The organism is Bacillus sp. FSL M8-0049 (assembly GCF_038593355.1).
Classification (GTDB): Bacteria; Bacillota; Bacilli; order Bacillales; family Bacillaceae; genus Bacillus; species Bacillus safensis.
This window is the reverse complement of record NZ_CP151986.1, coordinates 2,879,753-2,901,763: the sequence shown is the minus strand read 5'-3', so window position 1 is coordinate 2,901,763 and position 22,011 is coordinate 2,879,753. Positions and strand designations below refer to the sequence as shown.

Annotated in this window: 21 protein-coding genes; 17 read left to right on the top strand and 4 right to left on the bottom strand. The window is 42.8% G+C overall.

What is annotated here, in order from left to right; genetic code table 11:
• Positions 1–24: 24 nt before the first annotated feature.
• Positions 25–1,230, bottom strand: coding sequence for a DUF418 domain-containing protein (locus NSU13_RS15070; RefSeq protein WP_342489602.1), 1,206 nt, complete (start codon positions 1,228–1,230; stop codon positions 25–27).
• A gap of 250 nt (positions 1,231–1,480) precedes the next feature.
• Between NSU13_RS15070 and NSU13_RS15065 the strand changes: the two genes are divergently transcribed.
• The 10 genes from NSU13_RS15065 to NSU13_RS15020 all read left to right on the top strand — a co-directional run bounded on the left by NSU13_RS15065 (position 1,481) and on the right by NSU13_RS15020 (position 11,115).
• A complete protein-coding gene (locus NSU13_RS15065; protein ID WP_046313279.1) occupies positions 1,481–2,176 on the top strand; it encodes a response regulator transcription factor in 696 nt (231 codons plus the stop codon).
• Entirely contained in the window at positions 2,163–3,470 is a 1,308-nt protein-coding gene (locus NSU13_RS15060; RefSeq protein WP_342489601.1) for a HAMP domain-containing sensor histidine kinase, read from the top strand. Before NSU13_RS15065 ends, NSU13_RS15060 begins: the two co-directional genes overlap by 14 nt.
• A gap of 37 nt (positions 3,471–3,507) precedes the next feature.
• Positions 3,508–3,936, top strand: a complete 429-nt coding sequence (psiE, locus tag NSU13_RS15055) for a phosphate-starvation-inducible protein PsiE (protein WP_342489600.1) — start codon at positions 3,508–3,510, stop codon at positions 3,934–3,936.
• Between the two features lie 195 nt (positions 3,937–4,131).
• Positions 4,132–4,932 (top strand): HAD family hydrolase, encoded by an 801-nt coding sequence (locus NSU13_RS15050; RefSeq protein ID WP_342489599.1) that lies wholly within the window; start codon positions 4,132–4,134, stop codon positions 4,930–4,932.
• Between the two features lie 318 nt (positions 4,933–5,250).
• The gene (locus NSU13_RS15045) at positions 5,251–6,162 is read left to right on the top strand and encodes an alpha/beta hydrolase (protein ID WP_327825497.1); all 912 of its coding nucleotides are present in this window, start codon (positions 5,251–5,253) and stop codon (positions 6,160–6,162) included.
• A 66-nt stretch (positions 6,163–6,228) separates the two neighbouring features.
• Positions 6,229–7,137 carry an alpha/beta hydrolase gene (locus NSU13_RS15040; protein WP_257994909.1) on the top strand — a complete coding sequence of 303 codons (909 nt, stop codon included), beginning with the start codon at positions 6,229–6,231 and terminating at the stop codon, positions 7,135–7,137.
• A gap of 139 nt (positions 7,138–7,276) precedes the next feature.
• On the top strand, positions 7,277–8,230 hold the full coding sequence (locus NSU13_RS15035) for an iron-siderophore ABC transporter substrate-binding protein (protein WP_041115763.1): 954 nt from the start codon (positions 7,277–7,279) through the stop codon (positions 8,228–8,230).
• A 73-nt stretch (positions 8,231–8,303) separates the two neighbouring features.
• Positions 8,304–9,320 (top strand): iron ABC transporter permease, encoded by a 1,017-nt coding sequence (locus tag NSU13_RS15030; RefSeq protein ID WP_342489598.1) that lies wholly within the window; start codon positions 8,304–8,306, stop codon positions 9,318–9,320.
• Positions 9,313–10,350, top strand: a complete 1,038-nt coding sequence (locus NSU13_RS15025; RefSeq protein ID WP_034282658.1) for an iron ABC transporter permease — start codon at positions 9,313–9,315, stop codon at positions 10,348–10,350. The genes NSU13_RS15030 and NSU13_RS15025 overlap by 8 nt, the downstream gene beginning before the upstream one ends.
• A gap of 21 nt (positions 10,351–10,371) precedes the next feature.
• Positions 10,372–11,115: an IucA/IucC family C-terminal-domain containing protein gene (locus tag NSU13_RS15020; protein WP_065215203.1), complete on the top strand. Its 744-nt coding sequence runs from the start codon at positions 10,372–10,374 to the stop codon at positions 11,113–11,115.
• Between the two features lie 13 nt (positions 11,116–11,128).
• Here the strand turns inward: NSU13_RS15020 and NSU13_RS15015 are convergent, their stop codons facing one another.
• Positions 11,129–12,007 (bottom strand): endonuclease, encoded by an 879-nt coding sequence (locus NSU13_RS15015; RefSeq protein WP_268455999.1) that lies wholly within the window; start codon positions 12,005–12,007, stop codon positions 11,129–11,131.
• A gap of 171 nt (positions 12,008–12,178) precedes the next feature.
• Here NSU13_RS15015 and NSU13_RS15010 point away from each other — a divergent pair, with 171 nt between their 5' ends.
• From NSU13_RS15010 to NSU13_RS15000, 3 genes are all read left to right on the top strand, one after another.
• Positions 12,179–13,414, top strand: a complete 1,236-nt coding sequence (locus NSU13_RS15010) for an alanine--glyoxylate aminotransferase family protein (RefSeq protein ID WP_101676451.1) — start codon at positions 12,179–12,181, stop codon at positions 13,412–13,414.
• Positions 13,415–13,572: 158 nt separating this feature from the next.
• Positions 13,573–14,772 (top strand): MFS transporter, encoded by a 1,200-nt coding sequence (locus NSU13_RS15005; protein WP_056765862.1) that lies wholly within the window; start codon positions 13,573–13,575, stop codon positions 14,770–14,772.
• A 240-nt stretch (positions 14,773–15,012) separates the two neighbouring features.
• Positions 15,013–15,741 (top strand): NPP1 family protein, encoded by a 729-nt coding sequence (locus NSU13_RS15000; RefSeq protein ID WP_041115772.1) that lies wholly within the window; start codon positions 15,013–15,015, stop codon positions 15,739–15,741.
• Between the two features lie 64 nt (positions 15,742–15,805).
• Here the strand turns inward: NSU13_RS15000 and NSU13_RS14995 are convergent, their stop codons facing one another.
• Together NSU13_RS14995 and NSU13_RS14990 are read right to left on the bottom strand one after the other, a co-directional pair.
• Positions 15,806–16,963: an oxalate decarboxylase family bicupin gene (locus tag NSU13_RS14995; protein ID WP_101676450.1), complete on the bottom strand. Its 1,158-nt coding sequence runs from the start codon at positions 16,961–16,963 to the stop codon at positions 15,806–15,808.
• Between the two features lie 64 nt (positions 16,964–17,027).
• The gene (locus tag NSU13_RS14990; RefSeq protein ID WP_342489597.1) at positions 17,028–18,197 is read right to left on the bottom strand and encodes a helix-turn-helix domain-containing protein; all 1,170 of its coding nucleotides are present in this window, start codon (positions 18,195–18,197) and stop codon (positions 17,028–17,030) included.
• Between the two features lie 305 nt (positions 18,198–18,502).
• On the opposite strand from NSU13_RS14990, the gene NSU13_RS14985 reads away from it, so the two are divergent.
• The 4 genes from NSU13_RS14985 (at position 18,503) to yunB (ending at position 22,007) form a co-directional block, all read left to right on the top strand.
• Entirely contained in the window at positions 18,503–19,354 is an 852-nt protein-coding gene (locus NSU13_RS14985) for a DUF72 domain-containing protein (RefSeq protein WP_034282640.1), read from the top strand.
• Positions 19,355–19,420: 66 nt separating this feature from the next.
• The gene (locus NSU13_RS14980) at positions 19,421–20,794 is read left to right on the top strand and encodes a bifunctional UDP-sugar hydrolase/5'-nucleotidase (protein WP_034282638.1); all 1,374 of its coding nucleotides are present in this window, start codon (positions 19,421–19,423) and stop codon (positions 20,792–20,794) included.
• A gap of 67 nt (positions 20,795–20,861) precedes the next feature.
• Positions 20,862–21,167, top strand: coding sequence for a DUF1805 domain-containing protein (locus NSU13_RS14975; protein ID WP_034282637.1), 306 nt, complete (start codon positions 20,862–20,864; stop codon positions 21,165–21,167).
• 69 nt (positions 21,168–21,236) lie between these two features.
• Positions 21,237–22,007 carry a sporulation protein YunB gene (gene yunB, locus NSU13_RS14970; protein ID WP_080701219.1) on the top strand — a complete coding sequence of 257 codons (771 nt, stop codon included), beginning with the start codon at positions 21,237–21,239 and terminating at the stop codon, positions 22,005–22,007.
• The last annotated feature ends 4 nt before the right edge of the window (positions 22,008–22,011 follow it).

Genomic DNA, 22,011 nt, shown 5'->3' with positions numbered 1-22,011 from the left:
ATTATAGCAATTCGCCTCTTTTTTTTACTTCGCCGCATGAAAGGTATTTGTTTTCGGTTGATCATCAACCTTCCCATACGTCAGCTGACGCCAGATAAACTCCATCGGACCGTATTTAAACCGCTTTAACCATAATGTACTAAAGAGCAAGAGGAAGACATAAACCCCGAGTCCAATCATGAACGTGCCAGCCGGCTGAAGATGATCGGCAAGTCCGGCTCCATATTTCAGAAATAGCATTGTGCCAATGATGGAGTGAAGCAAATAGCAGGTCAATGACATCCGTCCAACTTTGGTAAAGACCATCAAAGCACCACGCAGCTGAGGGACGTGAAGAAACAGCATCGCAAGTGTACTCATATAGAACATACTGCCTGTTAATCCGCCGTTTTGTTCAAGGGCAGAGGCTATGTTCATCCAGAGTGTATTTTCAAAAGGATTGACCGCTGTTATGATCGTACTGCCTTGGGTGATGAGAAAAGCAATAGCAAAAATGATCCAAATGCGATTCCAAATCGCTTTTTTCGCCTCCATGTTTTTGAAAAACTTCATTTTCACAAAATACACACCAAGTAAAAACATGAAAAACATAGAATAGACGGTGGAAAAAGAACTGGAAGCCATTGTGACCATATCTGTCCACCGATCACTAATTGATGCTAAATAAGTCAGACTGTTGTGGCTGGTCAGCTCGAAATCAGCAAAATCCGGCTTGGCTGATGATGCTGTGTTCATGGTATTGAACAGCATCGTGAAAAAAGGTGTAAGCAATTGAATCACAAATAGTGTAATCAGCCAGTATAGGATGGTTTTAGCTGTGCGTTTGTAAAAGAAAAGCAATAAAAAGCCAGAGACTGCATAATAGGCCAAAATGTCACCAATCCAAACAAAGGTCAAATGCAGAAGGCCAAATCCTAAGAGAATGGTTAATCTGCGGGCAAACAGCTTGTTCGGGCTGTCCACCTTCTGAGCAGCTCGGTCCATAAAAATCATAAAACCAACCCCGAATAGAAAGGAAAACAGTGTAATGAATTTCCCCGAGGCAAACCAATTCACCACATTGTGAAAAACATCATTTGACAGCATGTCAAATCCCTTGGCTGAATCCACGATCAAAAAGTAATTGACTAGAATAATCCCCATTAAGGCGAATCCTCGTACGATGTCCAAGAAATGAACCCGTTCGCGCAGACTCATCGGTTGTCCGTGTGCTACTTTGTTTGCATTCATATCCATGCTCCTTTTCTTGTTATGATAAATGTAATGCGGATCAATTCATCGATCCTTACAATGAATCAATATACGGCCCAATTCTTAACAATTTATGAAGATCCAATTTTTTGAAAATGAATGTGACGAATTGATGGCAGATGATCAAATTCATAAACTGTTAAGGTTTATGCTGTATCTTTTCATATAGCTAGATGATATATAGTAAAGACATAAAAGAAAGAGCATCACATTACATGAGGTGAGAGACATGACCCATCGAATATTAGTCGTAGAAGATGATCAGGATATTGGTGACCTTCTGCAGGAATCCCTTACACGTGCAGGATATGAGGTGCTAAGAGCGATGAATGGCGAGCAAGCATTGAAGCTTGTGGAGGATTCGCTCGATTTGGTGATTTTAGATGTGATGATGCCGGGGCTCTCAGGCATCGAAACATGCCAACACATAAGAGCCTCATCTAACGTTCCGATTCTATTTCTGACAGCCAAGTCGAGCACTTTCGATAAAACTGAAGGATTACTTGCCGGCGGGGATGATTATATGACAAAGCCCTTCTCAGAAGATGAGCTTCATGCTAGAGTCATTGCACAATTACGCAGATATACCATTTATCAGGAAAAAAAGGAGCAGGAAGATACGTTTCTTGTCGGGGGCAAGCTGAGGGTAAGTGAAGAATTTAATGAAGTATGGAAAGAAAGCCAGCAAATTAAGCTTTCTGATCTAGAATATCGGATGTTAAAGCTGCTCATGAGCAGGCGAAACAAAATATTTTCTGCTCAAAATATTTATGAAAGCGTGTGGGGACAGCCCTATTTCTATTGTTCCAACAATACGGTGATGGTGCATATTCGAAAGCTTCGTGCCAAAATTGAAGATGATCCTGCGCGTCCTGTATATATCAAAACTGAATGGGGAAGAGGATACCGATTTGGCACATCGTAAATATACACTGGCCAAAAAGCTGTCACTGCTGATTTTGATGGCTACAATCGTGAGTGGTATTGTCTTTTTGACGCTGCAAAAGATCACCAATGATTTGATCGATGGATATTTGAGTTCAGACGAGTATTACGAGCAGGAGTCAGCCAAGTACATTCAAAAATTCAGCCGCTACGTGTCTGAGAATGAGCTGTCCTCAACGGATCGAAAAGCGTTTGGCGAGTGGGTGAAAAAAGAGAATTACATTAATTTGACTATCTTCAAGGATGAGGTGCTACAATATGACTCTATTTATTCCGCTGACGATGAATCGGCGTACGGAAAAGAAAGGATGACCCAGTACGCTGAGCATCATTCATATCCGGTTCAGTTTAGCGACGGTAAAGGCTGCGTCATGGTGGACGGTTTCTTTTCATCTCGCTACCACGATCTTGCCTTTACACTCGAGCTGCTCGGGGCGACGCTTATTTTTCTACTCATTGTTCTTCTCGGTATTCGCAAAAGTCTGCGCTATCTGCAAACGATTCATCAAGAGATTCATATTCTTGAAGGCGGAGAGCTGGACTATGAAATGACGGTAAAAGGGCATGATGAATTAGCGATGATTGCCAAAAGTATTGAGGATCTGCGTAAAGCCTTTTTGGACAAGCTTCAAGCCATTGATGAGCTGCAAGAAGAGAGCCGCAGCTTGGTCACCGAAATGTCCCATGATATGAGGACACCGCTGACGTCGCTGATGATGAATCTGGAGTTTGCGAAAAAAGAGGAGACTGGAGCGGATACCCATAAAGATCAATATATAGCGAGTGCCTACGGGAAAGCACTGCAATTAAAAAATCTGTCTGACAATCTGTTTGCCTATTTTCTGCTGGATAAAGAACATGAATCTGAGCTTGAGACCGTTGCAGTCAAAGAGGTGATTTACGATCTTCTGTCAGATCAGGTGGCCATCCTGCATCAAGAGAACTTTAAGGTTCATCTTTTAGGAGAGCTGCCTGACAGCTATATCAATGTGAATGTCGAACTGCTTGGCCGAGTATTTGATAATGTGATGTCCAATTTACGGAAATACGCAGATCCTAAAAAGGATATCAATCTCACGTTTTTATCCGATCAAGAAATCTTTGAGATCCATGTCAGCAATGCGATAAAAGAGACAAAGGTTACGCCGGAAAGCAATGGACTTGGTGAACGAAGTATCAGACGAATGATGACCCGCATGCACGGGCAGTTTGAAAGTATAGAAAGGAACGATGTTTACTACATCGTGCTGCGATTTTGGAACATCAAAATGTAGAAAACAAATGAATATACTGGAATGGAGAGACAGCCCAATGAAACGATTCAACAATTTCCAAAAGATACCTGATCTCTTGCAAGGCCTTCTCAATATCTGTTTGTTCTTTTTGGCCATCGCCTTAAGCGTTCTCTTAATCAGTGAAACATGGTACATTGTCCAATTTGTTTATAAGACACTGTTCAACAAAGGAGAAAGCTATTATGGAATGCTTGGGGAACTGCTGATCTTCTTTATGTACTTTGAGTTTATTGCCTTAATTATTAAATACTTTAAATCTAACTTTCATTTTCCGCTTCGTTATTTTATTTATATAGGGATTACAGCTGTCATCCGTTTGATTATCATTGATCATGAAGAGGCAGTATCGACGTTCTGGTGGGCGCTGGCCATTCTTGCCATGACCTGTGCACTCTTTATCGCGAGCAAAAGAAATGCTGCTCAAGAGCATGAGGAAGTGAATTAAGGAAAGAAGACGAACGATGACCGTTCGTCTTTTTTGTATAGAATGATTCATGAAACACCGTGTGACGTACATGTAACAAGTGCCTTTATGTGTGATGACAAACAACATGTTCCTGGCTTATTTACTTACTGACACGTACACATATACAATTTTCATCGTATAGTGTTTGTTCAGCTAAGGAATTGGAGGAAGAACATGATTAAATTAATTATTACGGATTTAGACGGCACCTTTTTAAACCGCCAAGGATTATTTGATCAAGCTTTATTTCAGAAAATAAAAGCATTAATGGAAGAGAAAAATGTGGCGTTCGCTCCTTGTACGGGTAAGCAGTGTGAACGTGTAGAGGCATTGTTTGGTGATGATGCAAAGGATTTTTGGATTTTAGGGGATAGTGCAACGCGAATTAAAAAGGATGGGCAATTTGTTTATGAATCATTAATAAAAAATGATCTAGGTTTATCAATCATCCATAAGCTGGAGGAGATAAGCAAAGAGCAGACGATCATTGCATGTACGAAAGATGGTGCAGTGGTCAATGAGCATTTATCTGAGAGTGAAATGAGATTTGTGACGGGCTCTTATACAAATGTACTCAAGGTATCAAACTTTGCAGACATACAAGATGACTTTGTGAAAATTACCGTTCATGATCCTGAGGCAAAATGCGTACAGACAAGGGAGAGAATAAGTGAATTCTTTGAACAAGTATATGTTGTTGCTTCAGAGGATACGTGGATCGACATTGCCAATATTGGCGTTCACAAAGGAACCACCGTGAAACAGCTTCAGCACATATTGGGTGTGACAGAAGAGGAAACGATGGCATTCGGTGATGGTCGTAATGATCTAGAACTGATGGAATCCGCTCAATACAGTTTTGCTGTAAGAAATGCCATCCAAGAGGTAAAAGATGCTGCTCATTTTATTACGCTTTCAAATGAAGAGAGCGGGGTCATGCATACGATTCAAAAAATCCTAAGCTTGCAGCCTTAATCGTACTCAATTAAGAAGACGAACTTGTCCAGTTCGTCTTTTTTCATGTCTGGACATTGACGAGATGAACACTCAGTCGTTATCTGTCTATTAATGAACGGTTAGGGTCAGATTGACAATTGATTGTCATGCGTCTAAAAAGTAGAATATGAGTAACAATAAATAACAGTTGTTCATTAATGAATAAGTGTTTGTTGTGGTGAGTGATCAGCTGGATAAAAGGTTTTTCCTGATGTACGTCTTCATACGGTATGCTTTAGAAGCCTTATCTTTCCATCGGCATCGATCATCATGATTCTATGAACAGGGGTCGATCATATGCGAAGTATTCAAAGTTTTTTAGTAGAACAGCTGCTTATTTTGACGAAAAAGAAACTCAACGTAAATGATTATCTAGAAGAACGAAGAAGGGCAAATCAATTACCTTATGAATTGCCTGAAAAACTTAAGAATAAGTACAATATCACTCAAAATCACTCGTTTCCAGTCGATACGTATATGCTGAAATCAAATGTCCAGCCGGATGACCATCAAGTGTTGTTTATACACGGTGGCGGCTATATTGAACAGCCTTTGACTTGGCATTGGCGTTTTTTAGACCGATTGACGAAGCAATTAAATAGTACGGTGTATGTGCCGGTTTATCCAAAAGCACCAAACCATCAGTATATGGATGCGATCGAAAGTGTCCTTCCTGTGTACCAAGCTCTTTTAGAGAAAGGAACGCCTGAAAATATCGTCATCATGGGTGATTCTGCTGGCGGAGGTTTATCGTTAGCCTTTGCTCAATACTTGGCAAAAAAGGGATTGCCGCAGCCAGGGAATATCATTCTTTTATCACCATGGCTAGATGTTACATTAAGCAACCCTGATATCGCTGCTATGGTTCCAAAAGAACCAATGCTCAATCTAGCATTATTAATTGAAGCAGGAAAAAGATATGCGGGTGACATGGATGAAACACACTACTTAGTCAGTCCAATCTATGGAGAGATCAAGTCACTGGGACGAATTTCTGTTTTTATAGGCACTCACGAATTCTTCCTCCCAGATGCCCGTAAATTCAAAGAGATGGCAGATAAGCAGGGGGTTCCAATAAACTATATAGAATATCCTAAAATGAATCACGTGTTTCCTGTCTTCCCTATACCAGAAGCAAAAAAAGCGTTAAACCAAATTGTCGCGATTATTGAAAGTAATACCTTTCCTTTGAAAGAGTGCAATGAATAAGAAATAGAAATGAGGATGACTAGCGCGGCTGGCCCATTCTTGTTTCTGTTTGAAGGAGCGAAAAAATTGACAGACATCAAGACCGAACCATTCTCGTTTGCAAGTATGCAGCAGGCAGTCCCTGTACATATTCCAGAAAGACAATACATTTCATCACATGATGGTACAAGCCTTGCGTATTATCCATTTTTATCAGAAAAGAAGACGCAGGCCAATGTGATCTTAATTCATGGCGGTGGTGCTCATAGTTTGGCTGGTTATGAGCATATCGCCCATACGCTGCAGCATGAATTTCATGTGAATACGTTTTTGCTCGATCTAAGAGGTCACGGCCATTCGGATGGAAAAAAGGGTGATACACCTAATATCACGGATGTGTGGCAGGATATTTCGCAGATCGTGGATGCGGTTAAACAGAAGCATAAAGGAGCCGTTTATCTTTGCGGTCATTCATCTGGAGCGGGATTGCTGTTAAACTATCTATCTTGGCAAGAAAAAAGAGAGGTTGATGGCTACTTTTTTATTGCACCTGAATTTGGCTATCAATCAGATACTGCGAGGCCAGATCAAATTCCTTTTGCGGCCGTTCAAGTATGGAAATTCGTTCTGTCTGCCATGACAAAAGGAATGTTGATGAGTCATTCTGAAGCCGTACGTTTTCATTATCCAAAATGGGCAGTCGAGCAGGATCCGCTTTTATTGACAGCCATCACCGTCAAACTATCACTTGCCTTAACCCCATCAGCACCTAAAAAACAATTTGCGAGAATGGATCGGCCATATGCGATGTTAGTAGGCAGCGAGGATGAACTGTTTGATATAGAAAAATTTCCTGCCTATCATGAGCTGCCAAATGAATCGATCCAACAACAATCAGTCTATCAAGTGCTGGATGGACACACTCATTTGTCGATTCTACTAGAAGTGGGAAAACAGATTGGAGGAACTATCCAAGTGTGGAATCGTTCTATTTAGCATGAACAACTAGTCAACACTCTCCCGTTTTCTTAAAAATTTACATTGACACCATCCTTTTCTATGATAAAATCATAGTGTGATAATGAGAATCGTTATCAAACGATATGACTACATATAGAATGGATAGGTGAGGTACATGTTCAAGAAATCTTTTTGGTCGCTTTTAGTTGTGCTCTCCATCGTTTTACTTGCAGCTTGCGGCAGCAATAGCAGTAACGGCAAGTCAGATAGTAAAGAGAAAACAAGAACCGTTGAAAGCGCTATCGGTTCAACTGAAATTAAAGGATCGCCTAAACGTGTGGTGACACTGTACCAAGGAGCAACGGATGCAGCAGTCGCTATGGGCATTAAACCAGTAGGTGTTGTTGAATCATGGCTTGAAGCACCTACGTATAAATATTTAAGAGATGACTTAAAGGATGTTAAAATTGTTGGGCAGGAAACACAGCCAAACTTAGAGGAAATTGAAAAGCTCAAGCCTGATTTGATCATTGCATCGAAAATCCGCCACGAGCAAATTTTTGATCAGCTGAAAGAAATCGCTCCAACTGTTGCAACAGAAACAGTGTTCACCTTTAAAGACACAGTGAAATTAATGGGTGAAGCATTAAACAAGCAAGACAAATCAAAAGAATTGCTGACGAAGTGGGATGACCGCGTCGCTGATTTCAAAGAAAAAGCGAAAAAAGACATCAAAAACTGGCCGATGAGTGTATCTGTGGTGAACTTCCGTGCAGATCATGCTAGAATCTATCAAACTGGTTTCGCAGGGTCCATTTTAACAGAGCTAGGCTTTGAAGGACCTAAGAATGTCAAAGATAAAAAGCAAGACATCATTACACTTACAGACAAAGAGAGCATTCCACAAATGGATGCAGATGTGATCTATTACTTTATGGATGATCAGGATAAAGCAGTTGAAAAAGCATATAAAGAGTGGACGAGTCATCCTTTATGGAAGCAGCTTGACGCAGTGAAAGCGAAACAAGTGCATAAAGTAGATGAAATCACTTGGAACATGGGCGGCGGTATTATCGCAGCAAACATGATGCTTGATGATATTTACGATCGTCTAGGAATTGATAAATAAGACATAACAGAGGAGAAAATGTGAACATACCATTTTCTCCTTTTTTCCATAACAGATTGAAAGCGGGAATCAGATGAGAAGTTTATTAAAAAAGGATTCAAGCAAGGCACTGCTTTTTGCTGGATTCATTGTGTTGATGTTGGTCTTTTTTATGCTCAGTATTTCCCTTGGGCAAACCTCTATTTCCCTCAAAGCCACCATCAATGCTTTTCTTCAATTTGATGAATCGGATCCAAACAGTGTCATTGTCATGACATCCAGATTATCAAGAGCTTTAATCGCAACGGTCGTTGGATCTAGCCTGGCGATTTCAGGTGCACTCATGCAGGCATTGACAAGAAATCCGCTTGCGGCGCCTGATTTATTAGGAATTAATGCAGGCGGGCTATTTTTTATCGTGATTTCGATTGTTTTCTTTTCAACAGAGTCGTTAACAGGCTATATGTGGACAGCCTTTCTAGGCGCAGCGATTGCTGGGATGCTCGTTTTTCTATTGGGCTCCATTGGAAGAGATGGATTGACGCCGGTCAAAATTGTCCTTGCAGGTGCGGCGATATCTGCACTGTTTGCGTCTTTTACACAAGGTCTTTTAATCGTGAATGAACAGTCGATTCAAAGTATTCTGTTCTGGATGGCTGGTTCAGTGTCTGGAAGAAGCATTGATATGTTAATCCCTGTTTTGCCTTATATTTTAGGTGCGACTATTGTGGCGCTGCTTCTGGGACGTTCTATTAATGTTCTTTTGTCGGGAGACGATATTGCCAAAGGACTTGGCCAGCGTACACTGCTGCTGAAAATAACGATGGGTGTACTCGTTGTCTTTTTAGCAGGTGGTTCCGTCGCTGTTGCTGGTTCAATTGGTTTTGTTGGTTTTCTTGTGCCGCATATTGTGAAAAAGCTTGTCGGGCCTGACCACCGCTGGGTACTGCCGTATTGTGCCGTAGTGGGGGCGTCGCTTTTACTTGCCGCGGATCTGGCGGCTCGTTTTCTGATCATGCCGCAGGAAGTGCCGATTGGTGTCATGACGGCGGTAGCAGGAGCGCCTCTATTTGTTTATCTCGTGCGCAAGGGGTTGAAGACAGGTGGCTAAAACATATACAGTGCGTTCTAAAGGCGGGCGCATTTCATTTCAATTTTCAAAGCGGACATTTTTGATTTTACTTTTATTGACGGCCATTGCCTTTTGTTTATTTATTCTCAGTCTCAGTATGGGAAGCCGGTTCATTCAGCCGGTCGATGTGCTGCTTCATTTAATCGGTCAGGGAGAGGGAAACTCCTTTGTGTTAAATACGCTGAGGATTCCACGAACGCTACTGGCTGTCTTAGTCGGAGCCGCGCTTGCGGTATCAGGGCTTATTTTGCAAGGATTGATCCGCAACCCGCTGGCATCACCTGATATCATTGGAATTACAAGTGGTGCTTCGTTTGGTGCGATTATGTTCATCGTCTTTTGGATGGGCACTGTGCCTATTGCTTATCAATCCTTATGGGCGATTGCGGGTGCTTTTGCGGTATCGTGTCTGATCTATTTGCTTTCATGGAAAAAAGGGGTCAAGCCGATCACACTTGTCCTAATGGGAATTGGGATTTCTGCCATTATGAAGGCTTGTGTGACGTTTACGCTTGTACTTAGTGATACGATGACAACGACAAAGTCATACATCTGGCTGACGGGCAGCTTATATGGTTCTACGATGAAAGACGTCACTGCGATGCTTCCTTGGGTGATGATCATTTTACCGATTGTCATGGTGTTAGCAAGAACGATGAATGTAAAAGAACTTGGCGATGATCTTGCAACAGGTCTCGGGGTAAAAGTGCAGGCGAAACGATTATTCTTTCTCCTGATGAGTGTGACATTGGCTGGTGTTGCAGTCGCATTTGCAGGCGGCATTGAATTTGTTGGACTCATGGCGCCGCACGTTGCACGGATGATCATTGGCCGTTCTTTCATAGCACTTGTCCCAGCATCTGCGCTTGTTGGAAGTATTCTCGTGATGCTGGCTGATCTAGTGGCTAGAACCGCATTTCTACCGTTAGACGTCCCAGCAGGTGTATTTACGGCGGCCATTGGTGCACCATTCTTTATTTATTTGTTATATCAACAGCGAAATCGATAAACAGAAGAGGGGGGTTTTGATATGAGGCCAGAGTGGGTTGAGAGAGAATTACTTGATTTTGGGGTACACATCACAAATGGACCAATGACATCTGATCGCACACTTGCTGCGCTTTTTTCAGAATCAGCCGTCATGCGTTTATTAGAAGCTGAAAAGGAAGCGATGCATGCACCGAATCTGGCGGTAGCAGCTTCTATGTTTTCAAAGCGGTACGCCTACTTAGCCGTCAGTTCCTCTTTATACTTGATGACGATGTATGACGGTGTCTATCAGTTTCCACCAGCAGCATGTGCATTTAGAGAGGATCGGAAAATTGAATTGGATGAGACGGCGTCTTCGTTTGTTCCACTAGAAGGAGACCGGCATGAGTGGAGAGAGAAGGTCGTGCGTGCACTGTTTACGGAGTGTGTCACGCCTCTTTTAGACGTGCTGAACCGCACATCAAAACTCTCTTATCGTATTTTATGGGAAAATGTAGCGGTTCGAATCAACTCTCTTTATCGAAGCATGATGCGGGAAGCGGAAGAACCTGCGGTGAAGCAGCGTGTGCGGGAGGATTATCTGTATCTGAAGCAAACGGCTGGTGATGTATTCGGAGCTCAGCAAAATCCATTTCAGCACAGCCTAAACCTAGACGACAGTTTACTAGAAACATCCAACCGGAAAACCTGCTGTATGTATTATAAGCTTGAGAAAAAATCGGAGAGTCTCGATTATTGTCTTGTTTGTCCGCTTGAACAAAAGAAAGGCACTGCTTGCTCGTAGCAGTGCCCTTTTTTTATTCCCAAATCTCGCTTGCCCATTCAGGATGATCAATAAAAGGATTGCGGTTGTGCTGATACGTTTGATAGATGATCTCATTGCGGTTCCGTTCGATTTGATCGACTGGGTCCTGCTTGTGCCATTTGAGAAGTACAGACATTTTGCCGTGAAGGGGAGAGCTTCCATTATTCACTTTGTCGTTCAATTCTAAATCTGGAAAGCGGTCATCGCCTTCGTAGCGAACCGCCATATAAAAGAGCATTCTCGCGACATCTCCTTTGACCCGGTTGTGAGGTTCGAATGAGTCGCTGTCGTAGAAGTTGCCCGGCGCTCCTTTGTATTCATTACCACCCGTGTCAAAATCTAAATTTCCGCGTGTGCTGTTCGTTTGCACATCTGTCGCACGAAGGTGATGGAGATCTGTCCCAGGCCCTTGGCTTGTCCCGAAATTGCCGTGAGACTTTGCCCAGACATGCTCCCGGTTCCACTGGCCCACATTTCCGCCATTCGACTGCTTTGAGCGGGAGGCACCACTATAAAGCAGCAGCACATTGTTTGGGTTATTGGGGTCTTCATCTGTTTCCTTTAATGCATTCCAAACCTGGCTGTAGGAGAGCTGCGTATGATCATCAATGATATCGTGTAAGGCTTTCTTAAGAGCGGGTCCTGACTTGCCAGCAGCAGATTGGTAATAGGAATCGATTTGACTTGTGGCGGCAGTTTGCGTTTGTTGTGCAGATGTTTCGTTTTGAAGCTGTAACGGGGAAAAGGTGATCGTTTGACTAGGTTCACTCAGATTGAAACCTTGAGCATTTGCAGCTGGAGGCAGCGGGGCGGCGAATGTGCCGAATATCATGATTCCGGCGGCCACAGTTCCAAATAAAGTTCTTTTCATTCGATTTCCTCCTTGATAGGGAATGTATTCTCTTTATTTCTATCATATTGCCATGAAGAAATAAATGGATTACTCGTAAATTTTATGTAATAAGTTCGTAGGAAAAGAGATTGCTATTTTAAGCGCATTCCTGTATAAGTGGGCTTATAAGGATGGACAGCAAGGGAGAGGATGGATCACGTGAAAGAACTGCAAACACCTTCAAGAACGATTATGACACCGGGACCCGTAGAAGTAGACCCGAGAGTACTCCGTGTAATGAGCACGCCTATTCTCGGTCAATTTGATCCAGCATTTACACACATTATGAATGAAACAATGACCTTATTGCGGTCACTTTTTCAAACAGAAAACAAATGGGCTTATCCAATCGACGGTACGTCACGTTCAGGGCTTGAAGCTGTGCTCGCCAGTGTGATTGAGCCGGGAGATTCAATGCTTGTGCCTGTCTTTGGCCGTTTCGGTCACCTGCTCATTGAAATAGGACAGCGCTACGGTGCTGAGGTACATACAATGGAATGTGCATGGGGGACGGTTTTTGATCCTGACGACATCATCAAAGAAATAAAGCAGCTCAAGCCTAAAATCGTTGCCATGGTTCATGGGGAAACATCCACCGGACGATTACAGCCGCTCAAGCAAATCGGGCAAGCATGCCGGGCTCTTGGTGCGCTGTTTATTGTAGACGCTGTGGCAACCATTGGCGGTGTCGAGGTAAAAGTGGACGAATGGAAAATAGATGCGGCGATTGGCGGCACGCAGAAATGTTTATCTGTTCCATCAGGTATGTCACCTATTACGTATAATGACCGGGTCGCAGCTGTCATTGAATCGAGAAAGAAAGTAGAAAAAGGCATTGCGACACAGGATGAATTACAAAAACAAATGGACATTTCTCCAATCAAAAGCAATTATTTTGATTTAAGCCAGCTTCAGGATTATTGGAGCCCAAGACGATTAAATCATCATACAGAAGCGACAACGATGCTCTATGCACTGCGAGAAGGGGTTCGTCTTGTGCTGGAAGAAGGGCTGTCTGAACGTTTTCAAAGGCACGCATTTCATGAGAAAGCCTTGATGAAAGGTCTTGAAGCAATGGGGCTTGAATTGTTTGGTGATCCAGATTGTAAAATGCCGGTTGTGACTTGTATTGTCATTCCAAGTGGTATTGACGGAGAAGCGGTCCGTGCCGACCTGCTCCATCATTTTGGGGTTGAGATTGCAAGCTCCTTTGGACCACTTGCCGGCCGTATATGGAGAATTGGGACAATGGGCTACAGCTGCCGAAAGGAAAATGTGCTGTTTGTGTTAGCAGGGCTTGAAGCGATCCTCATCAAACATGGTGCGTCTATCCATTGCGGAGCAGGGCTTCAGGCGGCTCTTTCTATCTATGAACAAGCTGAATAACGATATCTAAAATACCCGCCATTGGCGGGTATTTTTATTTTGGAAAAGAACGCTAATTTTTGAAAAACTAGACTTATAGATGAGGTTATCGCTATACTGGAGAAGTTCTCACCATTTTTGTCATCATTTTCATTTATTTTGCAGAAAGAGGTTTTTATATGAAGAAGATGGGCAGATTATACATTTTGATGCTCAATATTTTTATTGCCATGCTTGGCTTTGGCCTCATTGTACCTGTTATGCCGAGTTACATCGAAGCCTTTGGTGCAACAGGGAAAACACTCGGTTTTCTTGTCGCTGCAACAGGTTTTACACAATTTGCGTTATCGCCGGTTGCCGGGGCACTGACCGATCGATTTGGACGAAGAAAATTGATCATTGCCGGGATTGCGGGTTTTACGATTGCTCAGTTTATTTTTGCTTTTGCTGATCAGCTTTGGATGCTGTTCGTGTCTCGGTTTTTAGGCGGTGCTGCCGGGGCTTTGCTTATGCCGGCCATGTTTGCATACATCGCTGATATCACAAGTGAAAAGGACCGAGGGAAAGGAATGGGTCTATTCAGTGCAGCGATGACACTAGGTTTTGTCATTGGACCGGGCGTAGGCGGCTATTTGGTTGAGTACGGGATCGCTTTTCCTTTTCTGATTGCCGGTTCCTTTGCTGCTCTTTCTACTTTGTTATCCATCCTCTTCTTACCTGAAACATTAACAAAGGAAAAACAGGAAGAGGCGCGGCTCAACAAGGATATTCATTTCAATCCTTTTGTACAAATGATTGAGGCTCTAAGGACATCGTACGGCTTTTTGTTTATATTGGCCTTTGTCCTCAATTTCGGAATCATTCATTTTGAATCGATTTTCGGCTTATATGTAGACCAAAAACACGGATTTTCACCTAAAGATATTGCGTTTGTGATTACGGTTGCAGGTCTTGCCGGGGTGCTTGTTCAAGGGGCGTTAGTGAATGCCTGTGTGAAACGATTTGGAGAGATGAGAGTCGTCCGTTATGCGCTGTTAGGTGCGGCTTTCATGCTGATCGCCTGCCGTTTTGCGCCGTCCTTTTGGTTGATTTTTACAGGTTCGATTTTATTTTTATCGGCTACGTCATTCGTCCGTCCAGCCCTCAATACATTGCTGTCCAAGATGGCAGGCAATCAGCAAGGAGTAGCAGGCGGTCTCAATACATCCTTTATGAGCCTTGCCAATATCGTCGGACCGAGTCTTGCGGGTATATTATTTGATGTGAATATTGAGTTTCCTTTTATGTTTGGAACACTGGTGCTTTGCGTAAGCTTCGCTGCATCCATCGTGTGGGGGAAAAAAGTGCAGCATGCTCATGCAGCGCAAGGAAGATTGTAGTAGATCTACAGTCTTTTTTTATTGAATGAAATGTATTTAGAAAAATTTCAATTAGAAATAGTATATATTTTATCTAAATGAATAGTAGAGTTTATCAATATTTCTAAGAGGGAATCCATTAATAAAATACTAAATTATACATTTTGTGTAAAAAGTGATTGATTGGTTTTTTCCGCAATGGTAACATCAATCTCGACAGCATGAGGTAACTGAGATAATCAAGAGAAAAGGGGGTAGAAAATGAAGAAGTTTATTTTTGCCATTATATTTTTTATCGTCACCATGTTTAGTACAGCAGTGCCTTCAGCAGTTCATGCGGCAGAAATTGATCATGACAAGGTAGTTGGTTTTAGAGAAGTCAACCCAACAACTGTTACACAAAAAGCGGCGAAAAAATTTCAGCCTTATTTGAAAGTATGGCATGGATGTGTACCATTCCCAGCTGTAGATGCTGCTGGAAACACAAGCAGAGGGTTAAAAACGAGCGGTTCACATAATGGTGGATGCAGCAGTAATATCGGTCAAGTATATTCACGTTCAGATTGGTACAATGGCAGCTGGGCGATTATGTATGCTTGGTATTTCCCAAAAGATAATCCTTCACCAGGCTTTGGTCATCGTCATGATTGGGAATCCATTGTCGTTTGGATTGACAATCCAGCTGTAGCCAATCCGCGTGTTCAATCGATTGCTTACTCAGGTCATGGACAATATAAGAAAGTAGCACCGAGTGCAGCAAGTATTTTAGGGACAAATCCTTTAGTAGGTTATGATAGCAACTGGCCATTAAATCATGAGTTGAATGTAAGCGGCAATGTGAGCGGAAAAGGAATGCAGCCTTTAATTGGCTGGGATGATCTAACGCCGGCTGCAAGACATGCACTGAATACAACAGACTTTGGTAGTGCAAACGTACCTTTCAAAGATAGTAACTTTAAAAACAATTTAGCAAAAGCGTGGTATCGATAAGGGTTAACCATGATTAAAAACCGATCATCTAAAAATGATCGGTTTTTTTATAAACAAAATCGCATCATCTCTCATATTTCACGACAGGTGATTTTTCTTTATGAAGCGCACGAATCATCGCTTCATCTACGTGTAAATGCTCCTTCACTAATTGAGGCGGGGTTAAGGCCATCCACTGATTCAACGAAATATCTGCAAACCGGTCACTTTTAAAAATCTCTAAAAACCAAAGGCTCGTTTGGCCGATATTTTGGATGTAATGCCCCATGCCAAAAGGAACATATCCAACATCACCGGCTCTGTAATTAAAGGTGCGGGCAGTACCTCCTGCTCCAAAGGCCGTCATTTTAGCTGTACCTGTTAAATAGTATTGCCACTCATCATTATTAGGGTGCCAGTGCATTTCTCTCATGCCGCCAGGTTTTACTTCAACAAGTGCAGCTGCAATCGTTTTTGAAATCGGGAAATTCCGTGAATCGACAATTCGGACGGTTCCGCCAGAGGTCGTTATCGGTTTTTGACGAAGAAGCTGGTGCGTAAATGGCGGCTTAATGCTGCCGTATGGGTCAGATACCATTTGGCTTTCTAAGGATGACGGCGGCGAGCCTTGAAACATATAGCGCTGCTTTTTCGGAATATGGTCAAACAATTTCTTAGGAACACCAAAATTGGCGGAGAGAATCTCTTTCGGTGTATGGGCAAACCAGTCTGTGATCGTGAATGTATCAAATTCAGAAAAATCGCCATCATCAAATACAAGAAGGAACTCACAACCATCCTCAAGTCCTTGAATAGAGTGCGGGATACCAGGTGGAAAATACCACAAATCACCTTCTTCTATATCAGCGATCATATTTCGCCCTTCTGCATCTACAGATGTGATGCGGGCTTTGCCTAAAATCATATACGCCCATTCCGCCTGCTTATGCCAATGAAGCTCACGAACACCTCCGCGTGTGAGCCGCATGTTGACACCTGCAATCGTTGTTGAAACTGGCAGCTCCCGCTTTGTAATTTCCCTCGACCAGCCGCCGTGATTCAAATGCATGTGTGTATCAGAAAATGAAAATTTTAAATTGGGGATTGTTCCGGCATCGGTTTTAGGGGGAACGAGCATATCTGGGTTCTCTATATCTCGAAGGACATCGCGCGGGCCTAAGTCGGTGGCACCCGCGCCATCCTTTCGAATGGGCTGCGGGATGTGACGGAGCTCATCATCCATTTATCATCCCTCCTTGAGTCTCATTTTTCTCCTCCAAACTATATGAAGTTTCAGAAGAAAAAATTCAATCAGGATGGGATGAGAGGAACATTTGAATACGGAATGCTAAGCGCAGCCGCAATGTTGCGTCAGAATCTTTTAAGCTGATTCGAAGCAATTCTTCACACTTCTCGAGGCGATAAATGACCGTGTTGCGATGAATGGACAATCGTTTGGCTGTTTCTGAAATGTGGCAATGGGTTTCTAAATAGACAGATAAGGTGTGAAGAAGGGCTTGATCGACTTGTGATGGTTCAGATAACGGGTGAAGGTGCAGCTGGTGAAACGTGATCATATCTTTTCTTGGAATGAGCCTTAGTAAATCTGGCACATCCTTCGCTTGATAAAATTGAATATATTCAGTCCGCGATGAGAGATGTCCTGTTTGAAGAGCCTCTAATGCTTCATTGTAGCCTTCAGACAGATGGGAGATGAGGCAGCCTGTCAAGCTCACCCCAAAAGAAATAGTATGATTCACTTGCAGTTTAACAAGCATCTGCAACTGTTTAAAAAAAGAGCTGAGCCTGCCGCTAACCTCCGGCCAACTGCCAGTCTCCTCCATCAATACAACACCCATATCACCTTTTAAAAACAGAAAAGCAGGAAATGGGCAGCTTGGAAGTGCACTTTCGAGCAGATCAACCACTTGATCCAAAACCATTTGCTGCTTCATAAAACATGTGGTATCACTGCGCTCGTCAAGCTGACAGATCATACATAGATAGCGGCATTCGGCGTTTAATCCAAATGCCTGAGCGAAATGTAAGGGATCTTGCTGAGAAGACGATGCCCTCTCTATCCATTTGCGAAAGCCCTCATTTCTGGCACGCTTGGCCGTTTGCAGGGCGGCATATTGTCTCATACGTGCAATTGACATTTCGTTTACTGCTTTTGCAATGATCCCATGCAAAGTTTTATTCTGCGGGTGAATGAAAGCGAGGATGACCAGATAATCACATGTTTGTTCGTTTAGATCAATTGGAAAGATGGAAAAGGTTTGTTTTGCATGTATCATTGAAAAAGAATGAGTTGTCCTGCTTTGGAAAAAGGGGAGAATGTGCATCCATTCTAGGCTCGTGATCATGGGGTGCGAGGTATAGAGAATACGTCCATGCTGGTTAAACAAATAGATGGGCTTGTGAATCTTTTTGTCCAATTTTTGTAAAATTTCAAACTGATTATCGTCTATGTTCATATCCACTGGGTCTCCTTTATTGGTGAAGATGAATAAAAAAATGGACAATCACTGTCAACATCTCTGATATGCATTTTATGTTATCAGCTAAAATCATTTTAGATAGAAAGTTGTCAATTCATATAACAAACAAACAGAGCGTCAGGACAAAATCACGTGCCGCCAGTCATCTTCATTCAGAATTACGAGCAAATATGATATGTTGTAGACAGAAGAATTTCTTTCAGAAATATGGGTATCACAAGGAATAAAGGCTTTGATGTGAGGAAGTCGTCTATACATGAGAGTGGCAAGAGGTGAGAAACATGATTTATATCGGATTAACTGGCTGGGGAGATCATGACAGTCTTTATCCGCCGAGAATCGGCAGCGCGCAAAAGCTGTTTCACTACGCATCAACGTTTCCGATTGTGGAACTGGATGCCAGCTTTTATGCGGTTCAGCCTGAGCGTAATCATGAAAAGTGGATAAAGGATACGCCAGATGACTTTCAATTTGTTGTGAAAGCATACCAAGGAATGACTGGACATCAAAGGGGCGAGATTCCGTTTGCTTCGAAGGAGGACATGTTTGATGCATTTATTCTTTCGCTGACTCCGCTCATTCGTGAAGGGAAACTGGCCATGGTGCTCTTTCAATTTCCACCTTGGTTTGATTGCAAAAAAGAGCACGTTCACTATTTAAGATGGTGTAAGGAGAAGATGGGCGATATTCCATGTGCACTCGAATTCCGAAACCGTACATGGTTTTCAGAGGAATTTTATGAGCAGACTTTGTCTTTTATGGAAAAGGAAGGATGGATTCATTCCGTCTGTGATGAACCGCAAGTCGGAGAAGGCTCCATTCCGCCAGTCATACAAGCTACACACCGTGATAAAACCTTGGTCCGATTTCACGGGAGGAATAAACAGGGCTGGCTTCACCCGGCAGACCATGAGAATTGGCGTGAAGTAAGATACTTATATTTATATAATGAAGCTGAATTAAAAGAGTGGAAAAAGAATCTCGACATCCTGCATCAGCAATCGAAAGATGTCTATGTCGTGTTTAATAATAACTCTGGCGGAGATGCAGCGGCGAATGGCCAGCAGATGATTGATTTGCTGGATATCACCTATTCAAACCTGTCTCCGAAGCAGTTAGATTTATTTAGTTAACCGAGAGCTGACTGAAGCTTTCAACCTGAATGAGACGGTCAGTGACAACTTGAGGGAGAGATCAACATGCTGCAGAAGCTATGGTTATATCATACAAACGACTTGCACAGCCACTTTGAGAACTGGCCAAAAATTGCAGCTTATATTGAAGAAAAGCGTCAAGTTCACGATCAGATGCTCTTGTTTGATATTGGCGACCATATGGATCGAGTGAACCTCGTATCCGAAGCGGATTATGGAAAGGTAAACGTCAAGCTCCTCAATCAGCTTGGCTATGATGGAGTCACGATCGGGAATAATGAAGGCATTACGCTGCCCCATGATCAGCTGGATCACTTGTATGAGAATGCACAATTTCCAGTGGTCCTGTCTAATTTATTTGAGAAAGGCAAAAGGCCATCATGGGCAAAGCCCTATCATATGATCACAATGGAAAACGGACTGAAGATATGTCTCTTAGGCGTGACCATTGCGTATACACCTGTATATGAAAAGCTGGGCTGGAACATTACTGATCCGTTTGACAGCATACGGGACATGCTGCAGGAAGTGAAGGGACAGGCAGATGTCATTGTGCTTTTATCCCATCTCGGTATCATCCATGATCGAGAGGTCGCCCGTGATTTCCCTGACATCGACATCATCCTAGGCTCACACACGCATCATCTGTTAGAACAAGGTGAAATGGACAATGGTGTGCTGCTTGCATGCGCTGAAAAGTATGGGCATTATATTGGCTGTGTTGAGCTGACGATCGATACAGCGCGCAAAGAGCTGATAGAGAAAAAAGCGACAGTACAGTCAGTAGATCAGCTCATCAGTGAATCAGATGAAGCCATCACCACCTTACAGCAAGCAGAAAGAAGAGCGAAAGCACTCATGCAGGAAAAAGTGACAACGATTGAGTCGAAGCTAGAAACGAAGTGGTTCGAGGAATCTCCGCTTCCGCAGCTCTTAACAGATGCCATTAAAGATTGGTGCGGAGCAGATATTGGCATGATGAATGCAGGTATGGTGCTTGATTCATTAGAGGCAGGGATCGTCACAAGAGAAGAAATCCACCGGATATGTCCGCATCCCATTAATCCCATTCGGGTGACGCTTACCGGTCAACAGCTGATCGAAACAGTTCGACGGGGCTGTGAAGAAAAAATGGAACAGCTGCGCATCAAAGGCTTCGGATTTAGAGGTGAGCTAATGGGGAAAATGCTATATAGCGGACTCAGCTATACGTTAGAAGAAGGCGATGCTAAACGGGTGAAGGATGTCTTTGTACATGGTCAATTGATCAAAAAAGACGCCTCCTATACAGTTGGCACAGTCGATATGTATACATTAGGCTCTCTTTTTCCTCATATCCGTGATCACGAACACATTGAATATTTCATGCCTGAATTTTTACGTGATGTTCTGACATGGCGCTTGAAGGAAGCCACTTGAAATCCGCTTCAGCCTAACAACACGCGCCCTCTTTTCACATAGATTGTGATGAGAGGAGTGAAGGGATTTGGTGAATTTAACACCTATTACAATTGATGGCCATTCCTTTACAGCGGTCACCGTCAAGCTGCCGAAGACAAATTTTATGGCAGTATCAAATGAACATGGGTATATTATGTGCGGTGCACTGGATGTCGGGCTCTTGAATGAAAAGCTTGCAGATAGAGGAATTATTGCAGGAAGAGCAGTTGGTGTAAGAACCATTGAGCAATTGCTCGATGCTCCTTTAGAATCTGTGACATACGCCGCAGAAGCGCTGGGCATCTCAGCTGGAACAATTGGAAGAGATGCATTATTAAAAATGGTGAAATAAAATAGAGAGATGATTCCTATCCCCCCGCCTGTCTGCATACACATGTAATGGAGAAGGGGGGATTTTTTATTGAGAATGAACCGCCGTTATCGCCCCTACAAGAAGGGCCCTTTGCCATTTCGTTACGTCATGCTGCTTGCGATCTTATTCTTTGTGCTCTCAACCGTGATTAGTTTATTTTTTATCAACCGATCCATTAAACCTACCCTTATTCACATTGCTGAACTCGAAACAGAGCGCATCGCCAATCACCTCATACAATATTCAGTGCAAGACTTTGCAGATGATCAGGAGAATATGAAGGATATGGTGGTTATGAATACAAGTGAGAACGGAAAAGTGACGACCATCGATTTTAATGCGCAAGCAACATCGAAAGCAATGGCTGACCTCTCGCGTCATCTTCAAAAAAATTTAGAGGACATTGAAAAGGGGAACTTTCAAAAAGAGGCAAAAGAAGCATTAAAGGATCAAACAGATGGACATGACGGCATTATATATAACATTCCGCTTGGGCAAGCATCCGGAAATGCACTCATCGCCAACCTCGGACCAAAAGTGCCTGTGCGCTTTAGTGTGATTGGTGATCCGCATACGGACGTTGAAAAAAACATTAAGCCTTATGGCATCAACAATGCCTTGATTGATATTAGTGTTCTGATCGAGGTCAAGGTAAGAGTCATTATCCCATTTGCTTCTGAAACAATTGTAGTTAAAAACTCTGTTCCTGTCTCCATACAAGCCGTTCAAGGAGACGTACCAGATTATTATAATGGCAGCGGAACAAACTCAGGTGCTCCATCAATTGTTCTCCCAGAGAAAAAGGAGAAAAAGGAATAACAGC

Coding starts and splice junctions, on each gene's coding strand:
- NSU13_RS15070 (WP_342489602.1), bottom strand. CDS start 1,230: ATGAATGCAAACAAAGTAGCACACGGACAACCGATGAGTCTGCGCGAA.
- NSU13_RS15065 (WP_046313279.1), top strand. CDS start 1,481: ATGACCCATCGAATATTAGTCGTAGAAGATGATCAGGATATTGGTGAC.
- psiE (WP_342489600.1), top strand. CDS start 3,508: ATGAAACGATTCAACAATTTCCAAAAGATACCTGATCTCTTGCAAGGC.
- NSU13_RS15050 (WP_342489599.1), top strand. CDS start 4,132: ATGATTAAATTAATTATTACGGATTTAGACGGCACCTTTTTAAACCGC.
- NSU13_RS15045 (WP_327825497.1), top strand. CDS start 5,251: ATGCGAAGTATTCAAAGTTTTTTAGTAGAACAGCTGCTTATTTTGACG.
- NSU13_RS15035 (WP_041115763.1), top strand. CDS start 7,277: ATGTTCAAGAAATCTTTTTGGTCGCTTTTAGTTGTGCTCTCCATCGTT.
- NSU13_RS15030 (WP_342489598.1), top strand. CDS start 8,304: ATGAGAAGTTTATTAAAAAAGGATTCAAGCAAGGCACTGCTTTTTGCT.
- NSU13_RS15020 (WP_065215203.1), top strand. CDS start 10,372: ATGAGGCCAGAGTGGGTTGAGAGAGAATTACTTGATTTTGGGGTACAC.
- NSU13_RS15015 (WP_268455999.1), bottom strand. CDS start 12,007: ATGAAAAGAACTTTATTTGGAACTGTGGCCGCCGGAATCATGATATTC.
- NSU13_RS15010 (WP_101676451.1), top strand. CDS start 12,179: ATGGATCACGTGAAAGAACTGCAAACACCTTCAAGAACGATTATGACA.
- NSU13_RS15005 (WP_056765862.1), top strand. CDS start 13,573: ATGAAGAAGATGGGCAGATTATACATTTTGATGCTCAATATTTTTATT.
- NSU13_RS15000 (WP_041115772.1), top strand. CDS start 15,013: ATGAAGAAGTTTATTTTTGCCATTATATTTTTTATCGTCACCATGTTT.
- NSU13_RS14995 (WP_101676450.1), bottom strand. CDS start 16,963: ATGGATGATGAGCTCCGTCACATCCCGCAGCCCATTCGAAAGGATGGC.
- NSU13_RS14990 (WP_342489597.1), bottom strand. CDS start 18,197: ATGAACATAGACGATAATCAGTTTGAAATTTTACAAAAATTGGACAAA.
- NSU13_RS14985 (WP_034282640.1), top strand. CDS start 18,503: ATGATTTATATCGGATTAACTGGCTGGGGAGATCATGACAGTCTTTAT.
- NSU13_RS14980 (WP_034282638.1), top strand. CDS start 19,421: ATGCTGCAGAAGCTATGGTTATATCATACAAACGACTTGCACAGCCAC.